A 22,726-nucleotide genomic window follows, 5' to 3' on the forward strand; every position below is an offset into this window, starting at 1 on the left:
GACAGGCGAGTGCGGGAGGTGGGTACTGATGTGTCGACAACTCGGTTACGTCGGTCCCCCAGTGCACGTTGGCGACATGCTGACGCTCGGGTCGCATTCCCTGCGGACTCAGGCGTGGGCACCGCGAGATATGCGCGGCGGCGGCACGATCAATGCCGACGGGTTCGGCGTGGCGTGGTGGCGGGCGGCCGCTGACGATTCGGTGACCGTCAGCCGGTATCGCAATCCCGCACCCATCTGGACCGACCCGGCGGTGGAAGAGGTACTGCCGCAACTGGAATCGTGGGCGGTGCTGGCCGCGGTGCGCTCGGCCACCGTGGGTATGCCGGTCGAGCGCAATGCCTGTGCGCCGTTCACACACGGCCGATGGGCATTCAGCCATAACGGCGTGGTACCGGACTGGCGTCGTGCCCTCAGTGCGGTTGCCGACGAATTCGGCTCCACCGCAACCGAACTCGGTGCCGGTCAGCTGTTCGAGCCGGTGCAATTGCTGGAGGCCGAATCCGCGACCGATTCGGCGACACTCTGGGTGATCCTGCGCGGGTTGCTGTCCACCGGCGCGCCCGATGGTTCGTGGGCGGCGGCACCGGCGGCATTGAGTCTGCTCGCCGCCGCCGTACTCGCCCGATCCCCGGACGCCAGACTGAATTTCCTGCTCGGCGATGGTCGGCAGCTATGGGCGACCACCGTGTACCACTCGCTGTCCGCCCTGGTCACCGACGAATTCGCCATCCTCTCCTCCGAACCCTTCGACGACGATCCACGCTGGCAGTCGATTCCGGATCGGCAGCTGGTCAGCGCCCGCCCCGGCGCGCTGTCCGTGGCACCCCTGCTCGCTGTTCCAAGCACGAAAGGCTCGCTCTGATGACCGCACCGACGCTGGAGATCTACCTATCCGATGACGACCTCACCTCGGCGTTGCGCGCTGATGCCGGGCTGGGCCTGACCGCAGATCCGAAATGGTTGCCGCCCAAGTGGTTCTACGACGCCCGCGGCAGTGAACTGTTCGAGCAGATCACCGAACTCCCCGAGTATTACCCGACCCGCACCGAACGCGCGCTGCTGGAACGGGTCGTCGGCGAGATCGCCCGCACCGCACAGGCCGAGGTTCTGGTCGAACTCGGCTCGGGTTCGGCGGCCAAGACCAGGCTGCTGCTTTCCGCGTTGACTGCCGAGGGACCGCTGAAGACCTATGTCCCACAGGATGTCTCGTCCACGGCGCTGCGGGCCGCCGCCGCGGAGATCGCGGCCGAGTTTCCTGGTCTGGCAGTGCACGGCGTGGTCAGCGATTTCACCGACACCCTGCACAATCTGCCGCGCGGTGGCCGCCGCATGATCGCCTTCCTCGGCGGCACCATCGGCAATCTGGTCCCCGCCGAACGGGCCGAATTCCTGTCCAGCATCTACGAGGTGCTGGAGCCGGGCGAGCAGCTGCTGCTCGGCGCTGGCCTGGTCATCGATCCCGCCGTACTGGTCCCCGCCTATGACGATGCGGCAGGTGTCACCGCTGAGTTCAACCGAAATGTGCTGCACGTGTTGAACAATCGGCTCGACGCCGATTTCGACCCCGATAAGTTCGCGCACGTCGCGGTCTGGGATGCCGAGCACGAGTGGATCGAAATGCGCCTGGAGGCGGCCGAAGATATGACCGTGGCCGTCCGGGACCTCGATCTCACCGTTCAGTTCGCCCGCGGCGAGCAGATGCGCACCGAGATCTCGGCCAAGTTCCACATCGACGGACTCGACGCCGAACTTGCCACCGCCGGTTTCAAGACCGAACACGTCTGGACCGACCCGGATGACCGCTTCGCCCTCGTCCTCGCGGCGCGGAGCTAGAACCGGTCGGGCGCGCCGCCGACCACCGCGCCGAGCCAATCGATGAAGGGCCGCATCGTCTCCCAGGTGGTGCGGACCTCTTTGGCGGCACGGGGCTTGTCCAGCCAGGCCGGTGCCCCGAACTCCCTACTGCAGGTAAGTGATTTGTGCCGCAGTAGATCGATGCGCGGATGGTCGGCGTCGTACCCCTTGGGCTTCGTCTTCAGCTGCTCCCCGCCGATGGTGAACCCCGCCTTGGTGAGCTTTGCCAGGATCGCCTCCAGTTCCGCGCCGCGAACCTCGTCAGCGATGGTGGCGCGCAACTGGGCGATCTGGGCGGGTGAGCCCGCGTAGAACCCGCCGCCGACGAACAGTCCGGCCGCGCTGATCTGCACATACCAGCCCGTACCCGGCGCTACGCTGACCACCGCGCCCTGCGCCGTCTTATAGGGCACCTTGTCCTTGGAGAAGCGCACATCCCGGTACGGCCGGAAGATCTTGGCGGTCCCGAAGTCCGCCTCCAACTCCGCGGTCAGCGCAACCATCGGCGCCTTGACCGCCTCCTCGTACACATCCTTGTGCGCGGTCCAAAAGGCCTTGGAGTTATCGGCCTCCAAATCCTCGTAGAAGTCCAGCCCCGCCAGGGGGAACCCACTGAATCGGCTCATGGTGACACGCTACGACGCTGGGGCGCCGGAGAGCGACAGTGGTCGCCCATCAGTTCGAGCGGTGCGAAGCCCCTACCGCGAACGGGCCGAAGCGATGAGGCAACGGCCAACAGTGATCGGATACCTTCGCCGGGACGTTCCGGGGATCTCTCGAATCTGGGACGAGATTCAGATCTGCAGTACTGCACAGTGTTTCGGCTACGACCTGGCCAAGACGGTGGTTTCGGTCCGGAGACCGATCGCCCGGAGTCACGGCTGCTGAACGTGATTCGAACCTTGGACGTGGACGCGGTGATCGTGCCCAGCGTCGCACACATGGGCGGCACGATTCCCGGTCCGTTGGTCCAGGTGTGCGACGTGATCACGGTATCGCCGGAGAACACCTACGCGCGACGGCCGCTGCTCTTCCCGGGCAGGCGGGTGGACGGGGCCTAGACCTTCGTGTAGCGACGACGCTGCGGTTCGATGCCGGGGCCTACGGTCGTCCGATCAGTTCGTATCGGGGGTCATGTTGCCGCTGAAGACGGCGTAGATCAGTATGAATCCGACGATCAGGGAGATCGCGGAGGTGATGGCGGCCCATTTGCCGAGGGATTCGCCCTTTTTGTGGCCGATGATGCCGAGAATGATGCCCGCGGGACCGAACAGATACGGGCAGAACAGCAATGAGATGCCCGCGCAGACGAAGGCGATGATCGATAGGGTCTGACTGTCGGACCGTGCGCCCGCCGTGCTGTACGGCTGATAGGGCTGCTGGGTGTAGGCGGGATAGCGGCCGTACGGGGATTCCGGCGCGGTGTCCCTGATCGGCGGATAGACGGTGCCCGGCGGATAGGGCTGCTCAGCCTCCGCGCGCCACGGCGGTGGTGGTTGCGCCACCAGATCGGGTGCGGTTTCGGCGGCCGCGCGCTGATCCGGTGTCTGCGCGTCCGGGCCCGCGCTCTCCGGTTGGGCCGCGGAATCCGGTGCGTCGGATTGGGGCGGAAGGGGTGCGGCGGGCTCGACATGCGATGACTCCCACGGTCCGCTGGCAGCCGGTGCCGCCCAATCCGTGCCCGCGGACTCCAGCGGCTCGGGTTCACCAGCAGCGGATTTATGGTCGGCCGGTTGCTCGGGCGTCGCGTCGTCGCGCTCGGGATTCTGCGGAGTGGTCATCGAACTCTCCTCATGTCGCCGGCTGCGCGATGCCACGCCGGGGCGGTGCGCTACAGGTCGATGTCGCGGACGATCTCCATCGCTGCCGCCTCGGCGGGCCGTTCGTCCTCCTCGGCGAGTTCGGCGGCCTGCTGCTGCGCGGTCCACTCCTGTTCGAGTTCCTCGCTGATGCCGAGCCAGCCGTCATCGTCGTTCTCGCGATACCGAATGCGCAGGTCATCGGGCGGATCCTCGATGTTGCGCCGATACGCGCGGATGTCGTCTTCCTGCCTGTCGTCCCCCATATCCAGGTCAAGTGGGTCGCGGTCCATACCCCCAGTATCCCCCGTGACCTCGGTGGCAAACGGGATCCGATGCTTGCGAGTGGCGATCCGCAAGCGTTCAGTCGAAGGCTCCGAGGAACCCGACAAAGGCAATGACCAGGACGATCGCGATCGCCAGCACCGCGCCATTGGCGATAGCTGCCCACTTGCCGAAGGATTCGCCCTTGTTGTGTCCGATGATGCCGAGGACGATGCCCGCCGGTCCGGTGATCACGATCGGAAGCCCGCAGAACATTACGACCGACAGTGCGGTCGCGGCCAGGCAGGAGAAGCTGATGATCGAGAAGATCGGGACATCGGATTGCCGCGGCGGCATATAGGGCTGGTACGGATACCCGGGGTAAGCACCGGGCGGTTGCGGATAGCCCGGTTGGCCGCCGTAGGGACCGGGTTGTGGGTAGCCGGGCTGGGGGTATACAGGTTGCGGCGGCGGGTAGGCACTGGGCTGCGGGTAGCCCGCGGGCGGGGTGTACGGTGCGGCTGGCGGGGGGCTATCGGCCGGAAACGGTTGTCCCGGTTGGTAGATCAGCGTCGAATCGATACCGGGCGCGTTGTTCGGCGACCAGACTTTGGTCGCGTCTGCGCCGTCCTGCGGTTGGTGAACCTGCGCCGGACCAGCGTCCTGCGACTTTCCGAGATTGATATTCGGCTCGGAATCCTGCGGTGTAGTCATAGCGTCCCCCCTGATCGTCGTCCAACTGGCACAAGGGTATACACCGAAACGACAATGGCGGCCCGGACATCGTCCGAGCCGCCATGACCTTCATACGCAATGCCTGATTTCGTGAGCGCACGGGTAACTCACCGGCCACGCCCAGAACGCAACCATGCACCCGACGCAGGACCTGAACGCAGGCCGTGCGGCTCCCGACTGGTACGGCCTAAATATTCGGGGAGGCGGTCAAGCGGTTCAAGCGTTGCCGTTGAAAAGTCCGGTGACCGAACCGTTCTCGAAGACCTCGCGGATGGTGCGCGCCAGCAGCGGCGCGATCGACAGCACGGTCAGCTGCGGGAACTTCTTCTCCTCGCTGATCGGCAGCGTATTGGTGACCACGACCTCCTTGGCGCCACAGTTGGCCAGGCGCTCGGCGGCCGGATCGCTCAGCACGCCGTGCGTCGCGGCGATGACCACATCACCGGCACCGGCGGCCTTGAGCACCTTGACCGCGCCCGCGATGGTGCCACCGGTATCGATCATGTCGTCGATCAGGATGCAGGTGCGGCCCTCGACCTCACCGACCACGCGATTGGCCTTGATCTGGTTGGGTACCAGCGGGTCGCGGGTCTTGTGGATGAACGCCAGCGGCGACCCGCCCAGCGAGTCGGCCCACTTCTCCGCGACGCGCACGCGACCGGAATCGGGGGAGACCACGGTGATGTGGTCGAGGGTGTAGTTGTTGCGCACGTACTCGGCCAGTTGCAGCTGTGCGTGCATGTGATCGACCGGGCCGTCGAAGAAGCCCTGGATCTGATCGGTGTGCAGGTCGACGGTGATGATGCGGTCCGCACCAGCGGTCTTCAGCAGATCGGCGACGAGGCGGGCGGAGATGGGCTCGCGGCCGCGGTGCTTCTTGTCCTGACGTGCGTACGGGTAGAACGGCAGCACCGCGGTGATCCGCTTGGCCGAACCGCGCTTGAGCGCGTCGATCATGATCAGCTGTTCCATCAGCCACTGGTTCAGCGGCGCCGGAAAGCTCTGCAGCACAAAGGCATCCGATCCGCGGACGGACTCCTCGAACCGGACGAAGATCTCGCCGTTGGCGAAGTCGCGCGCGGTCTGCGGGGTGACGTGGACGTCGAGTTCCTTGGCGACCTGCTCGGCCAGCTCAGGATGAGCGCGTCCCGAGAAGAGCATCAGGTTCTTCTGGTTGTCGATCCATGACGCGGTCACTGCTGTTTGCCATCCTTTTGCTCGATTGCCTGACCCGACATCTCTTTGGCCGCGATTGCTTCCGCCGCCGCGAGCGCCGCGTCCGTCCCTGGACGGTGTCGCTGCACCCAGCCCTCAATGTTTTTCTGCGGTCCGCCCGACACCGCCAGAGCCCCCGGCGGAACGCTTCTACGCAGCACAGTACCCGCCGCCGTATATGCGCCGTCACCCACGGTCACCGGTGCGACGAACATGGTGTCGCTGCCGGTCCGCACATGTGAGCCGACCACGGTGTGATGTTTTTTCACACCGTCGTAATTGACGAAAACACTCGAGGCGCCGATGTTGCTGTGCTCGCCGATGGTGGCATCGCCGACATAAGTGAGGTGCGGCACTTTCGAGTGCGCGCCGATCGAGGCGTTCTTCGTTTCGACGAATGCGCCGAGCTTCCCGGAATCGCCGACAACCGTGCCGGGGCGCAGATAGCTGAAGGGCCCGATATTCGCGCCGGGACCGATCACGGCCTGATCACCGTGGGTGCGAACAACGTGCGCGCCGTCACCGACGACGACATCGGTCAGTGTGGAATCCGGTCCGATCACGGCGTCCTCGCCGATTACCGTCCCGCCGAGCAACTGCACGCCCGGCCGGATTTCGGCGTCCCTGGCGATCTTCACACTCGCGTCCACCCAGGTGGTGGTGGGGTCGATAATGGTGACCCCCGAGCGCATATGCCGTTCCAGGATGTAGCGGTTGAGGGTGCGCGCCGCCTGCGACATCTGCACCCGGTCGTTGACGCCGGTGACCTTGGCGGCGTCCAGCAGTCGGGCGCCGTGCACCGGATGTCCGGCCTCGCGGGCCAGCCGCAGTACGTCGGTCAAGTACAGCTCGTGTTGGGCGTTGGCGGTGGACAGCCGCCCGATCATGGTGCGCAGCACCGCCGCGTCGAAGGCGTAGACACCCGAGTTGACCTCGGTGATCGCCGACTCCTCAGGGGTGGCGTCGGCGTGTTCGACGATCTCGATGACCTGGCCCTTGGCATTGCGAACGATGCGGCCGTACCCGTTCGGGTCCTCCGGTACGAAGGTCAGCACGGTGACCGCGGAGCGTTCCGGATAACTGCGGTGCTCATCGAGCAGCGCGGACAGGGTGTGCCCGTCGAGCAGCGGCACGTCAGCGGAGGTGACCAGCAGGTCACCGGTGAAATCCGCCGGAACCGACGCCAGCGCGCACTGCACCGCGTGGCCGGTGCCGAGTTGTTCTTCTTGGATGGCGGTGGTGATGTCGCGGCCCAGTTCGGCGGCGACATCGGCGACCGCTGCGCCGACTTGTTCGCGGTCGTGTCCCACCACGGTAATGAGGAACGCGGGGTCGATCTCGTTGGCCGCATGCAGCGCGTGCGCGAGCATGCTTCGACCGGCCAGCGAATGCAGCACTTTAGGAGTCTTCGACCGCATTCGCGTCCCGGCACCGGCTGCGAGAACGACGACGGCGGTCTGCTGTGGCATGGATCTCCCTCGGCTGCCTGTCATCGTGCCAGTGATGTGCGCGGCCAACGATAAGCCATCGTGCCGATGCGCTCCGCCGCCAGGACTCGAACCTGAACTATCTGAACCAAAATCAGAGGTGCTGCCATTACACTACGGCGGATTGTCACACCGGCGGATCTCTGAAACCCGCCGCTGCGCCAGCGGCACGGCATGAATCCTCGCATGAAGACCTCCGGTTAGTCGAGCTAGCCCGCCTCCCCGCGTCTTTTGCCGGTCGTGGGGCGCATCGCGAGTGCCGTTGCGGGCCGGCGGATGAGCAGGTGATCGGGTTCTGGGCGTTCCCGGCGAGTTACCCATGTTCATGCGAGATCAGTTGTTGCGTCGGCGAGATGATCAAGGCTGTTGGGCGGGGCGACGCACGACGGCGCGATGCTGTCTGGAACAGTTGAGGCCGACGACTATTGGCATGCGCGAGGAGGCGGGACGGTGTCTTCGGAGGAGCCGCCCAAGGTGTCCCGGCCGCGGATGACGGGAACGCAACGGCGGCAGCAGTTGATCGAGATCGGTCGCGCGTTATTCGCCGAGCGCGGATACGACGCGACATCGATCGAGGAGATCGCGCAGCGGGCTCAGGTCTCCAAACCCGTGGTTTACGAACATTTCGGTGGTAAAGAGGGGCTCTACGCGGTGGTCGTCGATCGCGAGATGTCGATGTTGCTGGACATGATCACCTCCTCGCTGACCCAGAACCGGTCCCGGATCCGGCTCGAACAGGTCGCGCTCGCGCTGCTGACCTATATCGAAGAACGCACCGACGGATTTCGAATCCTGGTGCGCGACCAGCCCGCCGCCACCGCAGAGGGGCGCTACTCGAGCCTGCTCAATGAGGCCACCAACCAGGTCGCGCACATCCTCGGCGGGGATTTCGAGCGCCGCGGATTCGATACCAGTCTGACCGGTCTGTACGCGCAGGCGTTGGTCGGCATGGTGTCGACCGCCGCGACCTGGTGGCTGGACGAGCGCACACCGTCGAAAGAGGTTGTGGCGGCACATCTGGTGAACCTGTGCTGGAACGGGCTCAGTCATTTGGAAGCCGAACCTCAGCTCAGCTCGGAATGGCGCGCCGGTAAGAGGGATTGACCGCATTGGTAGCCAGTGAATTGCGCAGTATGCCCGTCCGAATGCTCGAATTCGCTGGCGGGCGCCCACCTGGTGGTACGGTTCACCCATCCTCAGGGTGCTGTTCGAGCGGTAAGTCGGTCTACTTCGGGATGTCGGTCTACTTCAGGATGGCTGGTTTTAAGGATGACAGGCGGATCTGATGGCTAGGCAAGCGCGCGCGGAGATTACCCGCGATTCCGTCCTTGCGGGCGCTGCCGATGTCTTTCTGCGCTTGGGATATGCGAATGCGAGCCTGAGCGAGATCATCGCGCAGTCGAACGTGACCAAGGGCGCCTTGTACTTTCACTTCGGCTCGAAGGAAGAGCTAGCGCGCGCCGTGGTCGACCAGGGCAATGAGCGCCTGGTCAGTTCGTGCCAGGGCTTCTTCGATCCGAGAGTGCCCGCGCTCGAGGCATGTATCGGGATCACCTACGTCGTCGCCGACCTATCCATGAACGATCCGATGGTCGGCGCGATGCTCAAGCTGACCCATCAGATCGGCGACTACCGCGGCGCCCAAGGCGACAATATCGCCAAGACCTGGGGCGATACCTACCGTGTCCTGTCCGAACGCGCCATTGCCCAGGGCGATCTAGAGGCCGATCTGGACGCCGAGGTGATCGGCCTGCTGCTGCAGGAGATGACCGCGGGTGTGCACATCACGGCAGTCGGCACCGATTCCATCGATCAAATGGCGACGCGAATGGAACGGGCCTGGTATTTCCTGCTGCCCTCGATCGTGCCCGCAGAGAAGCTCTCCTACTTCCGAGAATTCGCCGCCCGCCGCCTCCGGCGCTACGTCCCTTAGCGCTGACGCCTCCAAGACGAGCCGTCGCCCGGCGGCGCACTGCCGCCATGCGAATTGACGCATGACGTGGGACTGCCTCGCATAGGGCCATAGTTTGTGCGACGCAGTCAGGAGATATGCGACGGCGTCGCGAGATGTGCGGGGAGGGTCGGGGCGTGACCCCGGTGCGGGAAGTTCGGGTGTCGGTGGTGGTGATTAGACTCGGTTGCCATCCTGAAAACCCCACCTGAGCTCAGGGAGTGTTTGATGCCCACCCACCGTCCACCTCTCGCAGGACTGGCCACGGTGGCCGGGGCCGATTCTGCCTTGCGGACCGTCGCTGACCTGGTCGGGAAGTCGCCGGTCGAGTTGGTTGGCCCGTCGGCGGTGCGGCCGTTCGTCGCGGCGACCATTGCCGCGCAGCGGCCGCTGGTTGTGGTGACGGCGACCGGGCGAGAGGCCGATGATCTGACGGTCGAGCTCGAAGAGATGCTCGGCGCGGCGGTCGCGCAGTTCCCGTCCTGGGAGACGCTGCCGCATGAACGGCTGTCGCCGGGTGCGGACACCGTGGGACGCAGGCTAGCGGTTTTGCGGCGGCTCGCGCATCCGGAGGATCCGGTATTCCCGGTACCGCTGCGGGTTGTGGTGACCACCGTTCGTTCCCTGATGCAGCCGATGGCGGCGAGCCTCGGCGATATCGAACCGATCGTGCTGCGCGTCGGCGCCGAATTCGATTTCGACGAATTGCTCATGCGCCTGGTCGAATTCGCCTACACCCGTGTCGATATGGTCGGCAAGCGCGGTGAGTTCGCGGTGCGCGGCGGCATCCTCGACGTCTTCCCGCCGACCGCGGATCATCCGGTGCGCGTGGAGTTCTGGGGCGATGAGGTGACCGAGCTGCGGCCCTTCGCGGTCGCCGACCAACGGTCGCTCACTGATGTGACGGTGGATGTGGTCGTCGCGCCGCCGTGTCGAGAACTGCTGCTCACCGCGGCCGTTCGCGAGCGCGCCGCCGAGGTCGCGGTGGCCAATGCCGCCGATGCCGCGCTGGTCGAGATGTTGGAGAAGCTGGCCGAGGGCATTCCGGTCGAGGGTATGGAGGCGCTGCTGCCGGTGCTGCAGCCCGGCGAATTGCGGCTGCTCACCGAGGTTTTGCCCGATGGCACCCAGCTGCTGCTGTGCGATCCGGAGAAGATCCGCACGCGGGCGGCCGATTTGGTGCGCACCGGCGAGGAGTTCCTGGAAGCCTCGTGGACCGCCGCGTCATTCGGTGGCGCGGCTCCGCTCGGCGGGCACGGGCTCGATCTGGCCGCCTCCGGCTACCGCGCGCTGCCCGAAATCCATGACAGCGCAAACCAGCACGGCCTGCCCTGGTGGAGTCTGAGCCCGCTGACCTCCGGAGATCCCGCCGAGGTGGTGTTGCCGGTGCTGGCCGGTCCGGCGGCGCGCGGCTCCGAGGAACTGGTGGCGACGATCTTCGCGTCGCTGCGCGCGCATGTGCTCACCGGCGGCCGCGCCGTGGTGGTCGTCGCGGGTCACGGTACGGCGCAACGCATTCTGGAACGACTCGGCGATGCCGATGTGCCGTCCGCCGCATTGGCGGCCGGTGTCGAGCCGACGCCCGGGCTGGTCGGTGTGCTGTGCGGTTCGCTGCACGACGGGTTGATTTTCGACGATGCCGGTCTGGTCGTCGTCGCCGAATCCGACCTCACCGGCAACCGGGTCACCGCACCGGCGGAGGGGAAGCGACTACCGGCCAAGCGCCGCAACCAGGTCGACCCGCTGGCACTGAACGCGGGCGATATGGTCGTGCACGATCAGCACGGCATCGGCCGGTTCGTGGAAATGATCGAGCGCACCGTCGGCGGGGCCCGGCGCGAATATCTCGTCATCGAGTACGCACCCGGGAAACGTGGCCAGCCCGGCGACCGGCTGTTCGTGCCGATGGAATCGCTCGATCAGCTCTCACGCTATGTCGGCGGCGAGATGCCGAGCCTGTCCAAACTCGGCGGTTCCGACTGGGCGAATACGAAACGCAAGGCGCGCAAGGCGGTTCGCGAGATCGCAGGTGAGCTGGTGCAGTTGTATGCCGCGCGCCAGGCTGCGCCGGGTCACGCGTTCGGTCCGGACAGTCCGTGGCAGAAGGAGATGGAGGACGCATTCGCGTTCACCGAGACCGTCGACCAGATGACCGCCATCGCCGAGGTGAAGTCGGATATGGAGAAGGCGGTCCCGATGGACCGCGTGGTCTGTGGCGACGTCGGCTACGGCAAGACCGAAATCGCCGTGCGCGCCGCATTCAAGGCGGTGCAGGACGGTAAGCAGGTCGTCGTGCTGGTGCCGACGACCCTACTGGCGCAACAGCATCTGCAGACGTTCACCGAACGCGTCGCCGGATTCCCGGTCACGGTGAAGGGTCTGTCGCGCTTCACCGATCCGGCCGAATCCCGCGCGGTGCTGGAAGGGATGGCGGAGGGCTCCGTCGATATCGTGGTCGGTACGCACCGTCTGCTGCAGACCGGTGTGCGGTGGAAGGACCTCGGCCTGGTCGTCGTCGACGAGGAACAGCGCTTCGGTGTCGAGCACAAGGAACACATCAAGGCGTTGCGCACCCATGTGGACGTGCTGACCATGTCTGCCACGCCGATTCCGCGCACCCTGGAGATGAGTCTGGCCGGCATCCGCGAGATGTCGACCATTCTCACCCCGCCGGAGGAGCGCCATCCGGTGCTCACCTACGTCGGTGGCTACAACGACAAGCAGGTCACCGCGGCCATTCGGCGCGAACTGCTGCGTGACGGTCAGGTGTTCTACGTGCACAACCGGGTCTCCTCGATCGACAAGGCGGCCAAGCGAATTCGGGATCTGGTGCCCGAGGCGCGGGTGGTGGTCGCGCACGGCCAGATGCACGAGGACATGCTGGAACAGACCGTGCAGGGATTCTGGGAGCGCGAATTCGATGTGCTGGTCTGCACCACCATTATCGAAACCGGCCTCGATATCTCCAATGCGAATACGCTGGTCGTGGAACGCGCCGACGCCCTGGGACTTTCGCAGTTGCACCAGCTGCGTGGCCGGGTCGGGCGCAGCCGGGAGCGCGGGTATGCGTACTTCCTCTACCCGCCCGAGAAGCCGCTCACCGAGATGGCCTACGACCGGCTCGCCACTATTTCCCAGAATTCGGATCTCGGGGCCGGTATGGCCGTGGCCATGAAGGACCTCGAAATCCGCGGTGCCGGAAATGTGCTCGGTGCAGAACAGTCGGGTCATGTGGCCGGTGTCGGGTTCGATCTGTATGTGCGGTTGGTCGGTGAGGCGGTGGAGGCGTATCGCGCCGCCGCCGACGGTAAGCCGATCACCACCGAGGAGATCAAGGAGGTCCGCATCGACCTCCCGGTGGACGCGCATATTCCGCCCGACTACATCACCAGTGACCGGCTCCGGCTGGAGGCCTACCGGAAACTGGCTGCCGCACAAGATCATCCGGCGCTGGCTTCGGTCGTCGAGGAGCTCGTCGACCGCTATGGCCCGCTGCCCGTTGAGGTCGGCAGGTTGGTGTCGGTGGCGAAACTGCGGCTGCTGGCTCGCGATTACGAAGTCACCGAAATCGCGGTGACCGGAACGACCTTGAAGGTTTCGCCGCTGAGTCTGCCCGATTCCAAGCAGATGCGTTTGAAGCGTCTGTATCCCAGTGCGGGCTATCGCGCCGCCAGTGGCGTCGTGCAACTGCCGCTGCCCCGGGTCGAGGACAGTGTCGGTGCGGACCGGGTCCGCGATCTGGTCCTGCTGCAATTCGTCGCCGACCTGCTGCTGCAGTTGGATGGAAAGCCGCAGGGTTTTGTCGATTTGCGGGTCGATACCGAGGCCACGGCCCGATGAGCGAGCGAATCATGTGCCAGCGCGCATCACGCATGCCGGTGCCGGGCGGAGCGCGGGCATGAGTGCGGACCGCGACGAGTCGGTACTGCGGGCCGCCCGTTCCGCGGCGTCCAATGCCCCGCCGAACGGTGCGGCGCAGGCTTCCGGCGCGCGGCGTTCGGCCGACGGCGGTCATCAGCCGACAACCGATGCCGCGGTAGTCGCCGCGGGCCTCGCCGACGCCGTCGAAGTAATGGACCGCCTCTGGAAATTCGGCGGCTGGGAAGTAACCCAAACCCACGACTCCCTGCGCCCCTACCTGCTCGAGGAAACCTACGAACTCCTCGACGCCATCCAGCACAACGATGCCGAAACCATCAAGGAAGAACTCGGCGACCTGCTGCTACAGGTGTTGTTCCACTCCCGAATCGCCCAGGCCGCAGGCGAATTCACCGTCGACGATGTCGCCGCCGCACTGGTCGCCAAACTCGTCAACCGCAGCCCCCACCTCGCCGACGAGCCCATCGATCCATCAGCCACCGTCGCCGAAAAAATCGCCGCCCAGGAAAAAGCCTGGGAGGAACGCAAATCCGCCGAAAAGTCCCGCCGCTCCTGCCTCGACGGCATAGCCATGGCCCAACCCGCCCTCGCGCTGGCCGAAAAGATCCGCTTCCGCAGCCTCAAAGCCGGCCTACCCGAAGATCTGATCCCCGCCGAACTGCGCGTCATCCACCTCGGCGGCGAAGACAGCGCCGAAGAACGCCTCCGCAAGGCAACGCTGTCCTTCGCCTCCGAAATCCGCGCCGCAGAAGATGCCGCCGAGGCCGCCCGCGGTGACCGGGCGCCGCTGTCGGCCGCGGAATGGCGCGACTACTGGCCGCGGTAGGCAGGCTCGGCTGGGTCAGGCTCGGCATCGAGTGTGCCGATGAACCTGAGCAGGCGACATTCGGTCCACCAAACGATGGACCTCTTCGTGATCGTGGGCCGCGGTCGCCTCGACGGTCTATCAAGTCCGGTAGCCGCAGCCAGCCCATTCCTCGCTGGCTGATGCATGGTGGCTCGAACTGGGGGCAGCGCGGGTCATGGTGCGCGTAGCGTTGCCGATACGAGAGCGGCTGTTGGGCAGCGGTGGTGCGCGGGCGTTGCGGCGCTACCGGGTGGGTGCCCGGGATCGGGAGGTGGCAAATGCTGAGCGTATTTTCTTCGCCCGGACATTACGTGCAGGGGCGAGATGCGACTGCCGCGCTGGGGGCGGAGATGACGCGGTTGGGGATCGGGGGGCCGGTGACGATTGTGGCTGGGGGGAGCGCGTATCGGCTGTTGGCCGATACGTGGCGGGAGTCGCTTACCGAGGCGAAAATCGAGTATTCCGTGCATCGGTCCGGGGGTGAGTGCAGTCGGGCCGAGATCGCGCGGGCAACCGCGGCGGTGCAGGAGAGTGCGAGCACCGTGGTGTTGGGGGCGGGCGGGGGCAAAGTCCTCGATACCGCGCGGGCGGTGGCCGATGATCTGGATCTGCCGATGATCAGTTGTCCGACGGCGGCGTCGAGTGATGCGCCCTGCAGTGCTCTATCGGTGATCTATACCGACAGTGGGGAATTCGAGGCTTATCAGTTGGTGCGGCGGAATCCGGCGTTGGTGCTGGTCGATACCTCCGCTGTCGCGCAGGCTCCGGCGCGGCTGCTCACCGCGGGGATGGGTGACGCGCTCGCGACCTGGTTCGAGGCGCGGACCTGCAGTGTCGCGCGGGTGCGAAATATGCGCGGCGGCGCCTCCACGCGCAGCGCCACCGCATTGGCCGAACTCTGCTACTACACGTTGCTCGCCGACGGATCCCAAGCTCTTGCCGCGGTCCGCAAACATACCGTCACCCCGGCACTCGAGCGCATCGTCGAGGCCAACACCCTGCTCTCCGGCCTCGGCTTCGAATCCTCCGGCCTCGCCGCCGCCCACGCGGTCCACAACGGCCTCACCGCCGCCCCGCAAACCCACCCCTACCTGCACGGCGAAAAGGTCGCCTTCGGCGTACTCACCCAACTGGTACTGGAAGGTGCCGCCGCCGAAGAGATTTCGACGGTCCTCGAGTTCTGTGCGGCGGTCGGACTGCCGACGACCTTCGCCGCGCTGGGCCTGGCCGACGCCGATAACCGGATCCTGACCGCGATCGCCGAACGCGCCATCGCACCGGGCGAAACCATCCACAACGAGCCGTTCACCGTCGACGCGCCAATGGTGCTCGACGCCCTGCGCACCGCCGACGCCCTCGGCACGCGCTGAGTTCGGTCGCCCCCGCCGAAAACATCTATCGGTGGGTGTCGCCGCTATTTCGCCATCCGTAGCCGCCGCAAAAGATGACACCGAACTCTCATCTACCCGCAAGCATGTTGTCACCGTGCGTCGGGAAGTTTGTCAATAGGTCTTCGCTATCCTGGCGATGGAACCCGAAGCCAATGGCGGGTAGAGCCGCCGGGGAAGGATGTTCGGTTCGGTGCCCATCAGCAGAGTCGCGGAGCACCCGCGACCGAATCATGTGCTGTTTCATTTCAGCGATACCCATTTGATCGGCGACGGCGATCTATACGGTGACGTGGACGCTGATCAGCGGCTGCGACAGTTGCTCGACCAGGCCGCGGCCAGCCGGATCCGGCCGACCGCGCTGGTATTCACCGGTGACCTCACCGATAAGGGCGAGCCGGAGGCTTACGAGAAGCTGCGCGCGATGGTCGAGCCCTTCGCACGCCAATTGCGCGCGCCGATCGTATGGGTCACCGGTAATCATGACGATCGCGGTGTGTTGCGCCGGACCCTGCTCGGTGAGCACGCGTCGACGAAGCCAATGGATCGGGTGCACATGATCGATGGTCTGCGGATCATCGCTCTCGATACCACCGTCCCCGGCCACCACTACGGCGAAATCCGCGACGAGCAACTGGCCTGGCTGCGTTCGATACTGGCCGAACCCGCGCCGTTCGGCACGATCCTCGCGATGCACCACCCGCCGGTGCCGTGCGTGCTCGATCTCGCTGTCACCGTGGAATTACGCGATCAGCGCAGGCTGGCCGATGTGCTCGACGGCAGTGATGTGCGCGCGATTCTGGCCGGGCACCTGCACTTTTCGACCAGCGCCACCTTCGCCGGCATTCCGGTTTCGGTCGCCTCGGCGACCTGCTACAGCCAGGATCTTGCCGTCGCCGAGGGCGGCCTGCGCGGCCGCGACGGCGCGCAGGCCTTCAATTACGTGCACATCTACCCGGACACCATCGTCCACTCGGTGGTCCCGATCGATCGCGGCCCGACTGTCGGCTCCCCGTCCACCCCGAAGGCGGCGGCACGCACGCTCGCCGAGGAGGGCATCGTGATCCCGCCCGCCGCGCGCATCCCACGGGTCATGCGGCGCCAGGCGCAGACTCCGGAATCTGACGACGAGGCGGTGCGCTGACCCGTTCCCACGGCGCGCGGTCCGGGAAGTAGGCGGACAGGAACTCCGACACCGCGCGCACCCGCTCCGCCTCGGGGATTTCCGGAAAACTGCCGTCGTTGAGGCAGAAGAAGTCGACGTCGCGATGTTCGGCGAGACCGTCGAGCAGCGCGAGCCCGCGTCGACTCGTGGTGTCGACGTAGCGCATCCGCGCCACTTCATGCGGTACCGCCCGGCCGGTGAGCATGGCGTAATAGTGGTACAGCGAGTTGGTCACCGAAATGTCGGTGGCCGCACGGAATCTGCTGGCTCTCGTCCGCGCGAAATCGGCCGCGAATTCCTGCTCCATCTCGAGTAATACGCTTCGTCGCAATGGCGCCGGGGTGTGCTCCAGATGCCGGGTGATGACATGTCCGAACCGTCCGGCCAGCAGTTCCCGGTTCACCCGCGCGGCATTCTCGAAACCACTGCGCCGCTCATTATTTCGGCCGGGACCGATTCGGGTGCCCGCCTCGATGAACCGGCTCACCCCGGCCGGGGTGAAGAACATCGATGGACGCACCGGCCGCGCGAAGAACATATCGTCATTGGAATACAGGAAGTGCTCGCTGAGCCCATCGATATGCTGCAGTTGGCATTCCACCGCATGGGAATTGAAGGTGGGCAGCCCACTGATATCGCTGAAATGATCGACCGCGCGCACCACCGTCACTCGCGGATGTTCGTCGAGCCAGTTCGGCACCGTGGAGTCGGTGGCGATGAAGATCCGGCGGATCCACGGAGCGTTCGTGTACACCGCGCGCAGCGCATACTTCAATTCGTCGACCTGGCGGATCCTGGCATCGGCGGCATCGCCCTCCCCGACCACCACTTGGGCCAGCATTCCCGCACGGCGGGCGCGGAATTCGGGATCGGAGCCGTCGACCCAGGAAAACACCAGGTCGATATCGAAGCCGACATCGTTCGGCTGCGGCGCGAACATATCGGTTATCGTCGGCCAATTGCGATCGAACAGACTAACTTCCGTGCGTTCGATATCGGCGAGGTCGAAGACGTTGCGGGTAAAGGCATTCGGGCGCGGGCATTCGACGGTATCGCCGTGGAACTCCCACAACTCCAGATCCACATAGTGCGCCGGATCGGTATTGCGACTGAATCGGAAGACGTTGTGCCGCACCTCATCACAAGTGAAGCCGGTGGCGATTGCGGTGGCCGTCACCCGACGCATCATCGCCTGATGCGCCGCATCCGCCGCCAGCGCCAACCGATGTTCGCAATCGCGGATGAGCAGGAACGGCACCTCGGCGGCCGCCAACTCGCCCCGCAGATATGTCAGGTCGTCCAGCATCGCGGGTGAGACGACGAGATTTCCCGCCGTCGGCCATGCGACCATGTCGACCGATCCGGAATCCATTGCCCCGATATCAACCATGTGTCTGCTCCGCGTCCGTATCTGTGCCGAAATGTCCCGTGGTACCGCGCTACAACCCGAGCGGTGCTCCGGGCGACGCCGTTGACGCCGTCCTCGGATGCCGCGCCCGGCGCGGCCGAATTCAGAAGTTCGGGACGATGCCGTAGTGCAGGAACGAAGTGATCAGCCGAGTCTCAGACGATCGGTACACCATGTCGTTCTCACCTCACTCACGGCTGGACGCCATCGCGTCTTCGTGGAAGGAGTGCTGATCGCCAGGGCACGGCACGACGGCCGAACGTGGTGGAGAGCAGCACGCCGGGCCGGACAATCACTGGCCGACGAATGGGGAAGCCCCTGATGAACAAGGTGCTGTCAGAAATGATGCATCGGTGGGGCCGCCCCGTCAATCCGGAAGCGCCGTCGGTGTCCCGGACAGAATTTGGAACGTTGTCCCCATTGAAATTAGGGTAGCCTTACCATATAATGGTCGAGAAAGGAGTCAGGAGTGCGGGTAGTCGTTCTGTTCGGTTCGGAGATGGGCGCGGCTGAGGCCGCTGCGGAGTGCGTTGCGGATGAGCTGGCGGCCGCCCATGACGTCGCGGTCTACGACATGACCGATTTCGATGTCGACGATCTGGACACCAGCGACTTCCATATCGTCATCTGCTCGACCTACGGCGACGGGGAACTGCCGACCGGCGCCGAACCCTTCTTCGACGCACTCGAGGCTCGCAAGCCGGACCTCACGGGACTGACCTTCGCGGTCTTCGGCCTCGGCGACTCGGTCTACGGCGACACCTTCAATCGCGGTGGGGAGATTGCCGCCGAACTGCTCGCGGCCCGCGGAGCGGACCAGATCGGCGCGCACGGGCGACATGACGCGTCATCAGAGATTCGCGTCAAGGATATGGCCCGCGACTGGGCCAGGGGCCTGCCCATCCCCAGCGCCGCCGCACTGGTGCCCTGAGAGGTGCCTGAGGGCACTTCGGACAAAGGTCGCAGCGCCAGCGAACAAGGGACACAGCACCTTAGACTTGCAAGCAACGTGGCACAGCCCGCCGCGTTGCATCGATTCATGAGGTGACGAAGATGGCAGCCGGAGTCAGCCCCGTGCAACGTCAAGAGCATTCGACGACCGATCATCCCGAACTGGACGTGCTCCCGCAATGGCCCCAGGAGACGATCGCGGTGTTGGTCACGACCGATCCCGCGCCGCATGCGATTCCGGTTTCCTGGCCGGTGCGCGCGGGCGACCGGCGCATTCTGCTCAGCCTCAAATTCGACCGCGGTTCGCTGGCCCGGCTGCGGGAGCGGCCCGATGTCGCCCTGTTGATTCTCGGTGGCGGCAATGTCGCGCTGTGCGCTCGGGGCCGGGCGCAGGTCGTTGCCGAGGAAATGCCCGGCGCGCCAGACTATGTCGCGGTGCAGATCGATGTAGAGGTCATCGACGACCACCGGCAGTCGGCGTTCGCGGTCGCGAATGGTATCGAGCGCACCGTGCTCGATCCGAGCGAACTGCATGCGCTCGAAGGGCGCGTCCAGACGCTGCGCGCGTGGGTCGGCTAGCGACTGCTCGAGGGTCGCTCGAGAGAGAGAACTGAACCGGCGCAACACGTCCGGTGCAGAGTAATAATCGTGAAGAAAGGCGGCGCGAACGCGTCGAATGGAAGGGGATCATGAGCGTCACATTGGCCAAAGGCGGAAATGTCTCGCTGTCGAAGCAGGCGGCCAACCTCACCAAGGTAGCGGTGGGGCTGGGCTGGGATGTGCGAACGACCACCGGGGCCGACTACGACCTCGATGCGAGTGCGCTCGCCACCGGGCCGAATCAGCGGGTGCTGTCCGATCAGCATTTCGTGTTCTACAACAATTTGCGCTCGCCCGAGGGCACGATCGAGCATACCGGTGACAACCTCACCGGCGAGGGCGAAGGCGATGACGAGGTGATCAACGTCGACCTGGCGGCGACGCCGCCGACGATCACGAATATCTTCTTTCCGGTTTCGATCCACGACGCCGATGCGCGGGGACAGTCGTTCGGGCAGATCCGCAATGCGTATATCCGCGTGGTGGACGCGACCACGGGCGCCGAGCTGGCCCGGTATGACCTCAGCGAGGATGCGTCCACCGAGACCGCCATGGTGTTCGGGGAGTTGTACCGGTATGGCAACGAATGGAAGTTCCGTGCCATCGGGCAGGGGTATGCCTCCGGACTCGCGGGTATCGCCCGCGACTACGGCGTCAACGTCTGATAGGCCTGCGGGTGGTCGGGATCGGAACCGGCCGCCCGCTCGGCCTCGAACAGTGCGATCGCGGCGCGGGTCTTGCGCTTGATCGCTTGTAGCACATCGAGATCCGGTAGCTCCGCGAACTGGTCACCCAGCAGGTCGGGGAGGTCGGAGTAGTGCAGCACGCATTCGTCGACGCCGAGGTTCGCGCAGGCCGCGAGCAGATCCGGATGCAGATAACCTGCCACCGCGGTCTGCACACCCGCGGCCGCGGCCACCATGGTGACGCGTTCGATCGCACGCAGCAGCGGCGGAACGGGGCGCACCGGTCGCAGTGTCGTGCGGTCTTGGCCGAGCAGCAGCGAGGACAGATCGTTGCAGCCGATCACCACCCGTGACACTCCGGTGGCGACAACACGATCGACCTCGAGCAATAGTGACGGGATCTCGATCATGGTGGCCATCGGGCAGTCGCCGATAACGGCCTTGGTTTGCTGGATGGCCCACTGCAATTCGTCGACATAGGTGACGAAGGGGAACAGCACGCCGATATCCGCGCCCTCGTCGCGCACCTGCGCGATGCCATCGAGTTCCGCGACGAAGGCCTCCGGAAAGCGGCGGGCTCGGCGAATGCCGCGCAGGCCGAGCAGTTTGTTCGGCTCGACGATGATCTCTTCGACGCCGTCGAGGATGTTGCATTCGGCGGTATCGGCCTCCATCGTGCGATACCAGATGGTTCCGGTTGCGCGTTTGGCGATATGGCGCAGATAGGGCACCAGATAACCGGAAACCGATTCGGGTGTCGGGTATTTCCCGGCCGCGCGGAATACGTACTCGCCGCGCACCATACCGACACCGTCGAAATGGTCCAGCAGTTCAGCGGAGACCCGCTCACAACTCAATGCCAGGCTCTGCCGCATTCCGGCACGCTATCAGGTTGCTGCACAACACTTTCCGCCGCCCGCCCGGAAGGCCCGCAGCCGCACCCTTTGTCGGGTTCCGCACCGGTTCGGTGCCGCTACACAGTGGTGTGAATCCCGAGAAAGTTCTGCGGTCGCGGAACTCGTTGCGCAGCTAGGAGGGGGTGGGGAGGGACTGGGGGAGGGGATGGGGTTGGGAGTGTGCGGCGGTATCGAGGAGGGTGAAGTAGCGGCGGAGCATAAGGGCGGCGGTGCTGGCGAGGCCAGCGGTCAGGCCCCACCAGACGCCCGCGGCGCCGAGGCCGAGAGGAAAGGCGAGCAGCAGGGCAGTCGGCAGACCGACGAGCCAGTAGCCGACCAGAGACAGGCGGAAGCCCGCCTTGGTCTCCTTCAGACCGCGCAGCAGGCCGGTGCCGATGTTCTGTGCGGCATCGAAGAATTGCAGCACGATCCCGATGAGCAGCAGCGAGCGAGCCAACTCGATCGTCGCGGTGTCACCGGGTTCGAGGAAGGGACTCAGCACGAGCTTCGGTGCGACGATATAGACCACGCCGGTGACCGCGGCGACGATGCCCGCGTGCTGCAATGCCAGCCAGGCCAGTGCACGGGCGTGGCCGAATTCGTCGCGGGCGACGGCATGGCTGACCAGGATGGACGCCCCGTGCGACAGTCCGATCGCGACCTGGAAGACGATGTAGATGATCTGGTAGACGACATTGTGCGCGGCCAGCGCGGCCGGTCCGATGCTGCCCATGACGAGGGCGAGCACGGAGAACATGCCCGCCTCCGAACCATAGGTGAGCGCGATCGGCGCGCCGAGCTTCAACTCGGCCCGGATGGTCGGCGCGTGCAGCGGCCATGGGCGCAGCGGCAGGGTGGTGCCGAGTTCCGCGTCGGCGCGCACCATCGCCAGGAAGACGCCGAAGGTGATCAGGAAGACCAGCGAGGTCGCGATGCCGATGCCGGTCAGTCCCAGCGCGGGCAGTCCGGCCCAGCCGTGGATGAAGGCAAGGGCCAGTGCGAGATTCAGCGCCACCGAGCCCAGGGTGACCACAAGCAGCGCTTGCGGGCGCTGCATGCCGACGGTGTACTGCCGCAGCACCTGGAACCACAGGCAGGGCAACAGTCCGGGCGCGAGCGCGATCATCAGCGGCCGTGCGTCGGCCAGCACGCCCGCGTCCTGACCGAGCCATTGCAATGCCCACCCGAGGCCGACCAGCACCGCGCCGCCGATGATTCCGGCGACGGTGGCGATCAGGAAACTCGACCGCACGACATCGCGGACCTCGCGATCCGCGGACTCGCCACGTTTGCCCGCCGCACTCACGGCGGTCGCGATCTGGTTCCCGGTTCCGGTGATCAACCCGACGCACATGGTCCGAATCTGGTTGAACAGCACCATGGCCAGACCGCCCGCGGCGACTTCGCGCACACCGAGCGTGCCCATCAGCGCGATATTGGTGGTGGACACCGCGATCTGCGCCAATTGGGTCAATGCGATCGGCGCGGCCAGCGCGGTGAGTTGCCGTCCGTCGGCACGGAAGGTGGACAGGTTCACCATTCGAGCTCCATTGGTCGAATCCCGGAACCGATCGTCACGGGTTGCATCCCAACTCTTC

General features: G+C 65.5%; 21 protein-coding genes and 1 tRNA gene. 12 read left to right on the top strand and 10 right to left on the bottom strand.

The genetic code is table 11. The features are described 5' to 3' along the window. The first annotated feature begins 28 nt into the window (after positions 1 to 28). Positions 29 to 865: an ergothioneine biosynthesis protein EgtC gene (gene egtC / locus ACQP1G_RS06145; protein ID WP_433199201.1), complete on the top strand. Its 837-nt coding sequence runs from the start codon at positions 29 to 31 to the stop codon at positions 863 to 865. Next, entirely contained in the window at positions 865 to 1,836 is a 972-nt protein-coding gene (gene egtD / locus ACQP1G_RS06150) for an L-histidine N(alpha)-methyltransferase (protein ID WP_433199203.1), read from the top strand. The genes egtC and egtD overlap by 1 nt, the downstream gene beginning before the upstream one ends. Here the strand turns inward: egtD and ACQP1G_RS06155 are convergent. After that, positions 1,833 to 2,483, bottom strand: coding sequence for a DUF2461 domain-containing protein (locus ACQP1G_RS06155; RefSeq protein ID WP_433199205.1), 651 nt, complete (start codon positions 2,481 to 2,483; stop codon positions 1,833 to 1,835). The two genes, egtD and ACQP1G_RS06155, sit on opposite strands and share 4 nt — an antisense overlap. A gap of 264 nt (positions 2,484 to 2,747) precedes the next feature. Here ACQP1G_RS06155 and ACQP1G_RS06160 point away from each other — a divergent pair, with 264 nt between their 5' ends. Further along, positions 2,748 to 2,918: a hypothetical protein gene (locus ACQP1G_RS06160; RefSeq protein ID WP_433199207.1), complete on the top strand. Its 171-nt coding sequence runs from the start codon at positions 2,748 to 2,750 to the stop codon at positions 2,916 to 2,918. A 54-nt stretch (positions 2,919 to 2,972) separates the two neighbouring features. Here the strand turns inward: ACQP1G_RS06160 and ACQP1G_RS06165 are convergent, their stop codons facing one another. The 6 genes from ACQP1G_RS06165 to ACQP1G_RS06190 form a co-directional block, all read right to left on the bottom strand. Further along, positions 2,973 to 3,638, bottom strand: a complete 666-nt coding sequence (locus ACQP1G_RS06165) for a hypothetical protein (protein ID WP_433199209.1) — start codon at positions 3,636 to 3,638, stop codon at positions 2,973 to 2,975. A 50-nt stretch (positions 3,639 to 3,688) separates the two neighbouring features. Next, entirely contained in the window at positions 3,689 to 3,949 is a 261-nt protein-coding gene (locus ACQP1G_RS06170; RefSeq protein WP_433199211.1) for a hypothetical protein, read from the bottom strand. A 70-nt stretch (positions 3,950 to 4,019) separates the two neighbouring features. Beyond that, entirely contained in the window at positions 4,020 to 4,634 is a 615-nt protein-coding gene (locus tag ACQP1G_RS06175) for a hypothetical protein (protein WP_433199215.1), read from the bottom strand. Between the two features lie 237 nt (positions 4,635 to 4,871). Continuing rightward, the gene (locus ACQP1G_RS06180) at positions 4,872 to 5,852 is read right to left on the bottom strand and encodes a ribose-phosphate diphosphokinase (RefSeq protein ID WP_433199218.1); all 981 of its coding nucleotides are present in this window, start codon (positions 5,850 to 5,852) and stop codon (positions 4,872 to 4,874) included. After that, the gene (glmU, locus tag ACQP1G_RS06185; RefSeq protein WP_433199221.1) at positions 5,849 to 7,339 is read right to left on the bottom strand and encodes a bifunctional UDP-N-acetylglucosamine diphosphorylase/glucosamine-1-phosphate N-acetyltransferase GlmU; all 1,491 of its coding nucleotides are present in this window, start codon (positions 7,337 to 7,339) and stop codon (positions 5,849 to 5,851) included. The genes ACQP1G_RS06180 and glmU overlap by 4 nt, the downstream gene beginning before the upstream one ends. 71 nt (positions 7,340 to 7,410) lie before the next feature. After that, positions 7,411 to 7,481 (bottom strand) — tRNA-Gln (locus ACQP1G_RS06190). 365 nt (positions 7,482 to 7,846) lie between these two features. Between ACQP1G_RS06190 and ACQP1G_RS06195 the strand changes: the two genes are divergently transcribed. The 6 genes from ACQP1G_RS06195 (at position 7,847) to ACQP1G_RS06220 (ending at position 16,566) form a co-directional block, all read left to right on the top strand. Then, positions 7,847 to 8,461: a TetR/AcrR family transcriptional regulator gene (locus ACQP1G_RS06195; protein ID WP_433208213.1), complete on the top strand. Its 615-nt coding sequence runs from the start codon at positions 7,847 to 7,849 to the stop codon at positions 8,459 to 8,461. A 181-nt stretch (positions 8,462 to 8,642) separates the two neighbouring features. Next, positions 8,643 to 9,290 (top strand): TetR family transcriptional regulator, encoded by a 648-nt coding sequence (locus tag ACQP1G_RS06200; RefSeq protein WP_433199224.1) that lies wholly within the window; start codon positions 8,643 to 8,645, stop codon positions 9,288 to 9,290. A gap of 246 nt (positions 9,291 to 9,536) precedes the next feature. Next, the gene (mfd, locus tag ACQP1G_RS06205; protein ID WP_433199227.1) at positions 9,537 to 13,148 is read left to right on the top strand and encodes a transcription-repair coupling factor; all 3,612 of its coding nucleotides are present in this window, start codon (positions 9,537 to 9,539) and stop codon (positions 13,146 to 13,148) included. Positions 13,149 to 13,380: 232 nt separating this feature from the next. After that, complete coding sequence (locus ACQP1G_RS06210; protein WP_433208216.1) at positions 13,381 to 14,013, top strand: MazG family protein; 633 nt, start codon at positions 13,381 to 13,383, stop codon at positions 14,011 to 14,013. Positions 14,014 to 14,312: 299 nt separating this feature from the next. Continuing rightward, a complete protein-coding gene (locus ACQP1G_RS06215; protein ID WP_433199230.1) occupies positions 14,313 to 15,404 on the top strand; it encodes a glycerol dehydrogenase in 1,092 nt (363 codons plus the stop codon). Positions 15,405 to 15,603: 199 nt separating this feature from the next. Next, complete coding sequence (locus tag ACQP1G_RS06220) at positions 15,604 to 16,566, top strand: phosphodiesterase (protein ID WP_433199233.1); 963 nt, start codon at positions 15,604 to 15,606, stop codon at positions 16,564 to 16,566. Here the strand turns inward: ACQP1G_RS06220 and ACQP1G_RS06225 are convergent. After that, complete coding sequence (locus ACQP1G_RS06225; RefSeq protein ID WP_433208219.1) at positions 16,514 to 17,959, bottom strand: stealth family protein; 1,446 nt, start codon at positions 17,957 to 17,959, stop codon at positions 16,514 to 16,516. The two genes, ACQP1G_RS06220 and ACQP1G_RS06225, sit on opposite strands and share 53 nt — an antisense overlap. Before the next feature lie 505 nt (positions 17,960 to 18,464). On the opposite strand from ACQP1G_RS06225, the gene ACQP1G_RS06230 reads away from it, so the two are divergent. The 3 genes from ACQP1G_RS06230 to ACQP1G_RS06240 all read left to right on the top strand — a co-directional run bounded on the left by ACQP1G_RS06230 (position 18,465) and on the right by ACQP1G_RS06240 (position 20,211). After that, complete coding sequence (locus tag ACQP1G_RS06230; RefSeq protein WP_433199236.1) at positions 18,465 to 18,926, top strand: flavodoxin domain-containing protein; 462 nt, start codon at positions 18,465 to 18,467, stop codon at positions 18,924 to 18,926. Between the two features lie 122 nt (positions 18,927 to 19,048). Further along, positions 19,049 to 19,525: a hypothetical protein gene (locus ACQP1G_RS06235; RefSeq protein WP_433199239.1), complete on the top strand. Its 477-nt coding sequence runs from the start codon at positions 19,049 to 19,051 to the stop codon at positions 19,523 to 19,525. Between the two features lie 110 nt (positions 19,526 to 19,635). Then, complete coding sequence (locus ACQP1G_RS06240) at positions 19,636 to 20,211, top strand: TerD family protein (protein WP_433199242.1); 576 nt, start codon at positions 19,636 to 19,638, stop codon at positions 20,209 to 20,211. On the opposite strand, the gene ACQP1G_RS06245 is transcribed toward ACQP1G_RS06240, so the two are convergent. Together ACQP1G_RS06245 and ACQP1G_RS06250 are read right to left on the bottom strand one after the other, a co-directional pair. Beyond that, positions 20,193 to 21,107, bottom strand: a complete 915-nt coding sequence (locus tag ACQP1G_RS06245; protein ID WP_433199245.1) for a putative PEP-binding protein — start codon at positions 21,105 to 21,107, stop codon at positions 20,193 to 20,195. The two genes, ACQP1G_RS06240 and ACQP1G_RS06245, sit on opposite strands and share 19 nt — an antisense overlap. Before the next feature lie 154 nt (positions 21,108 to 21,261). Next, a complete protein-coding gene (locus ACQP1G_RS06250; protein WP_433199248.1) occupies positions 21,262 to 22,668 on the bottom strand; it encodes an MATE family efflux transporter in 1,407 nt (468 codons plus the stop codon). Between the last annotated feature and the right edge of the window lie 58 nt (positions 22,669 to 22,726).

It is taken from the genome of Nocardia sp. CA-107356 (assembly GCF_050946365.1).
Classification (GTDB): Bacteria; Actinomycetota; Actinomycetes; order Mycobacteriales; family Mycobacteriaceae; genus Nocardia.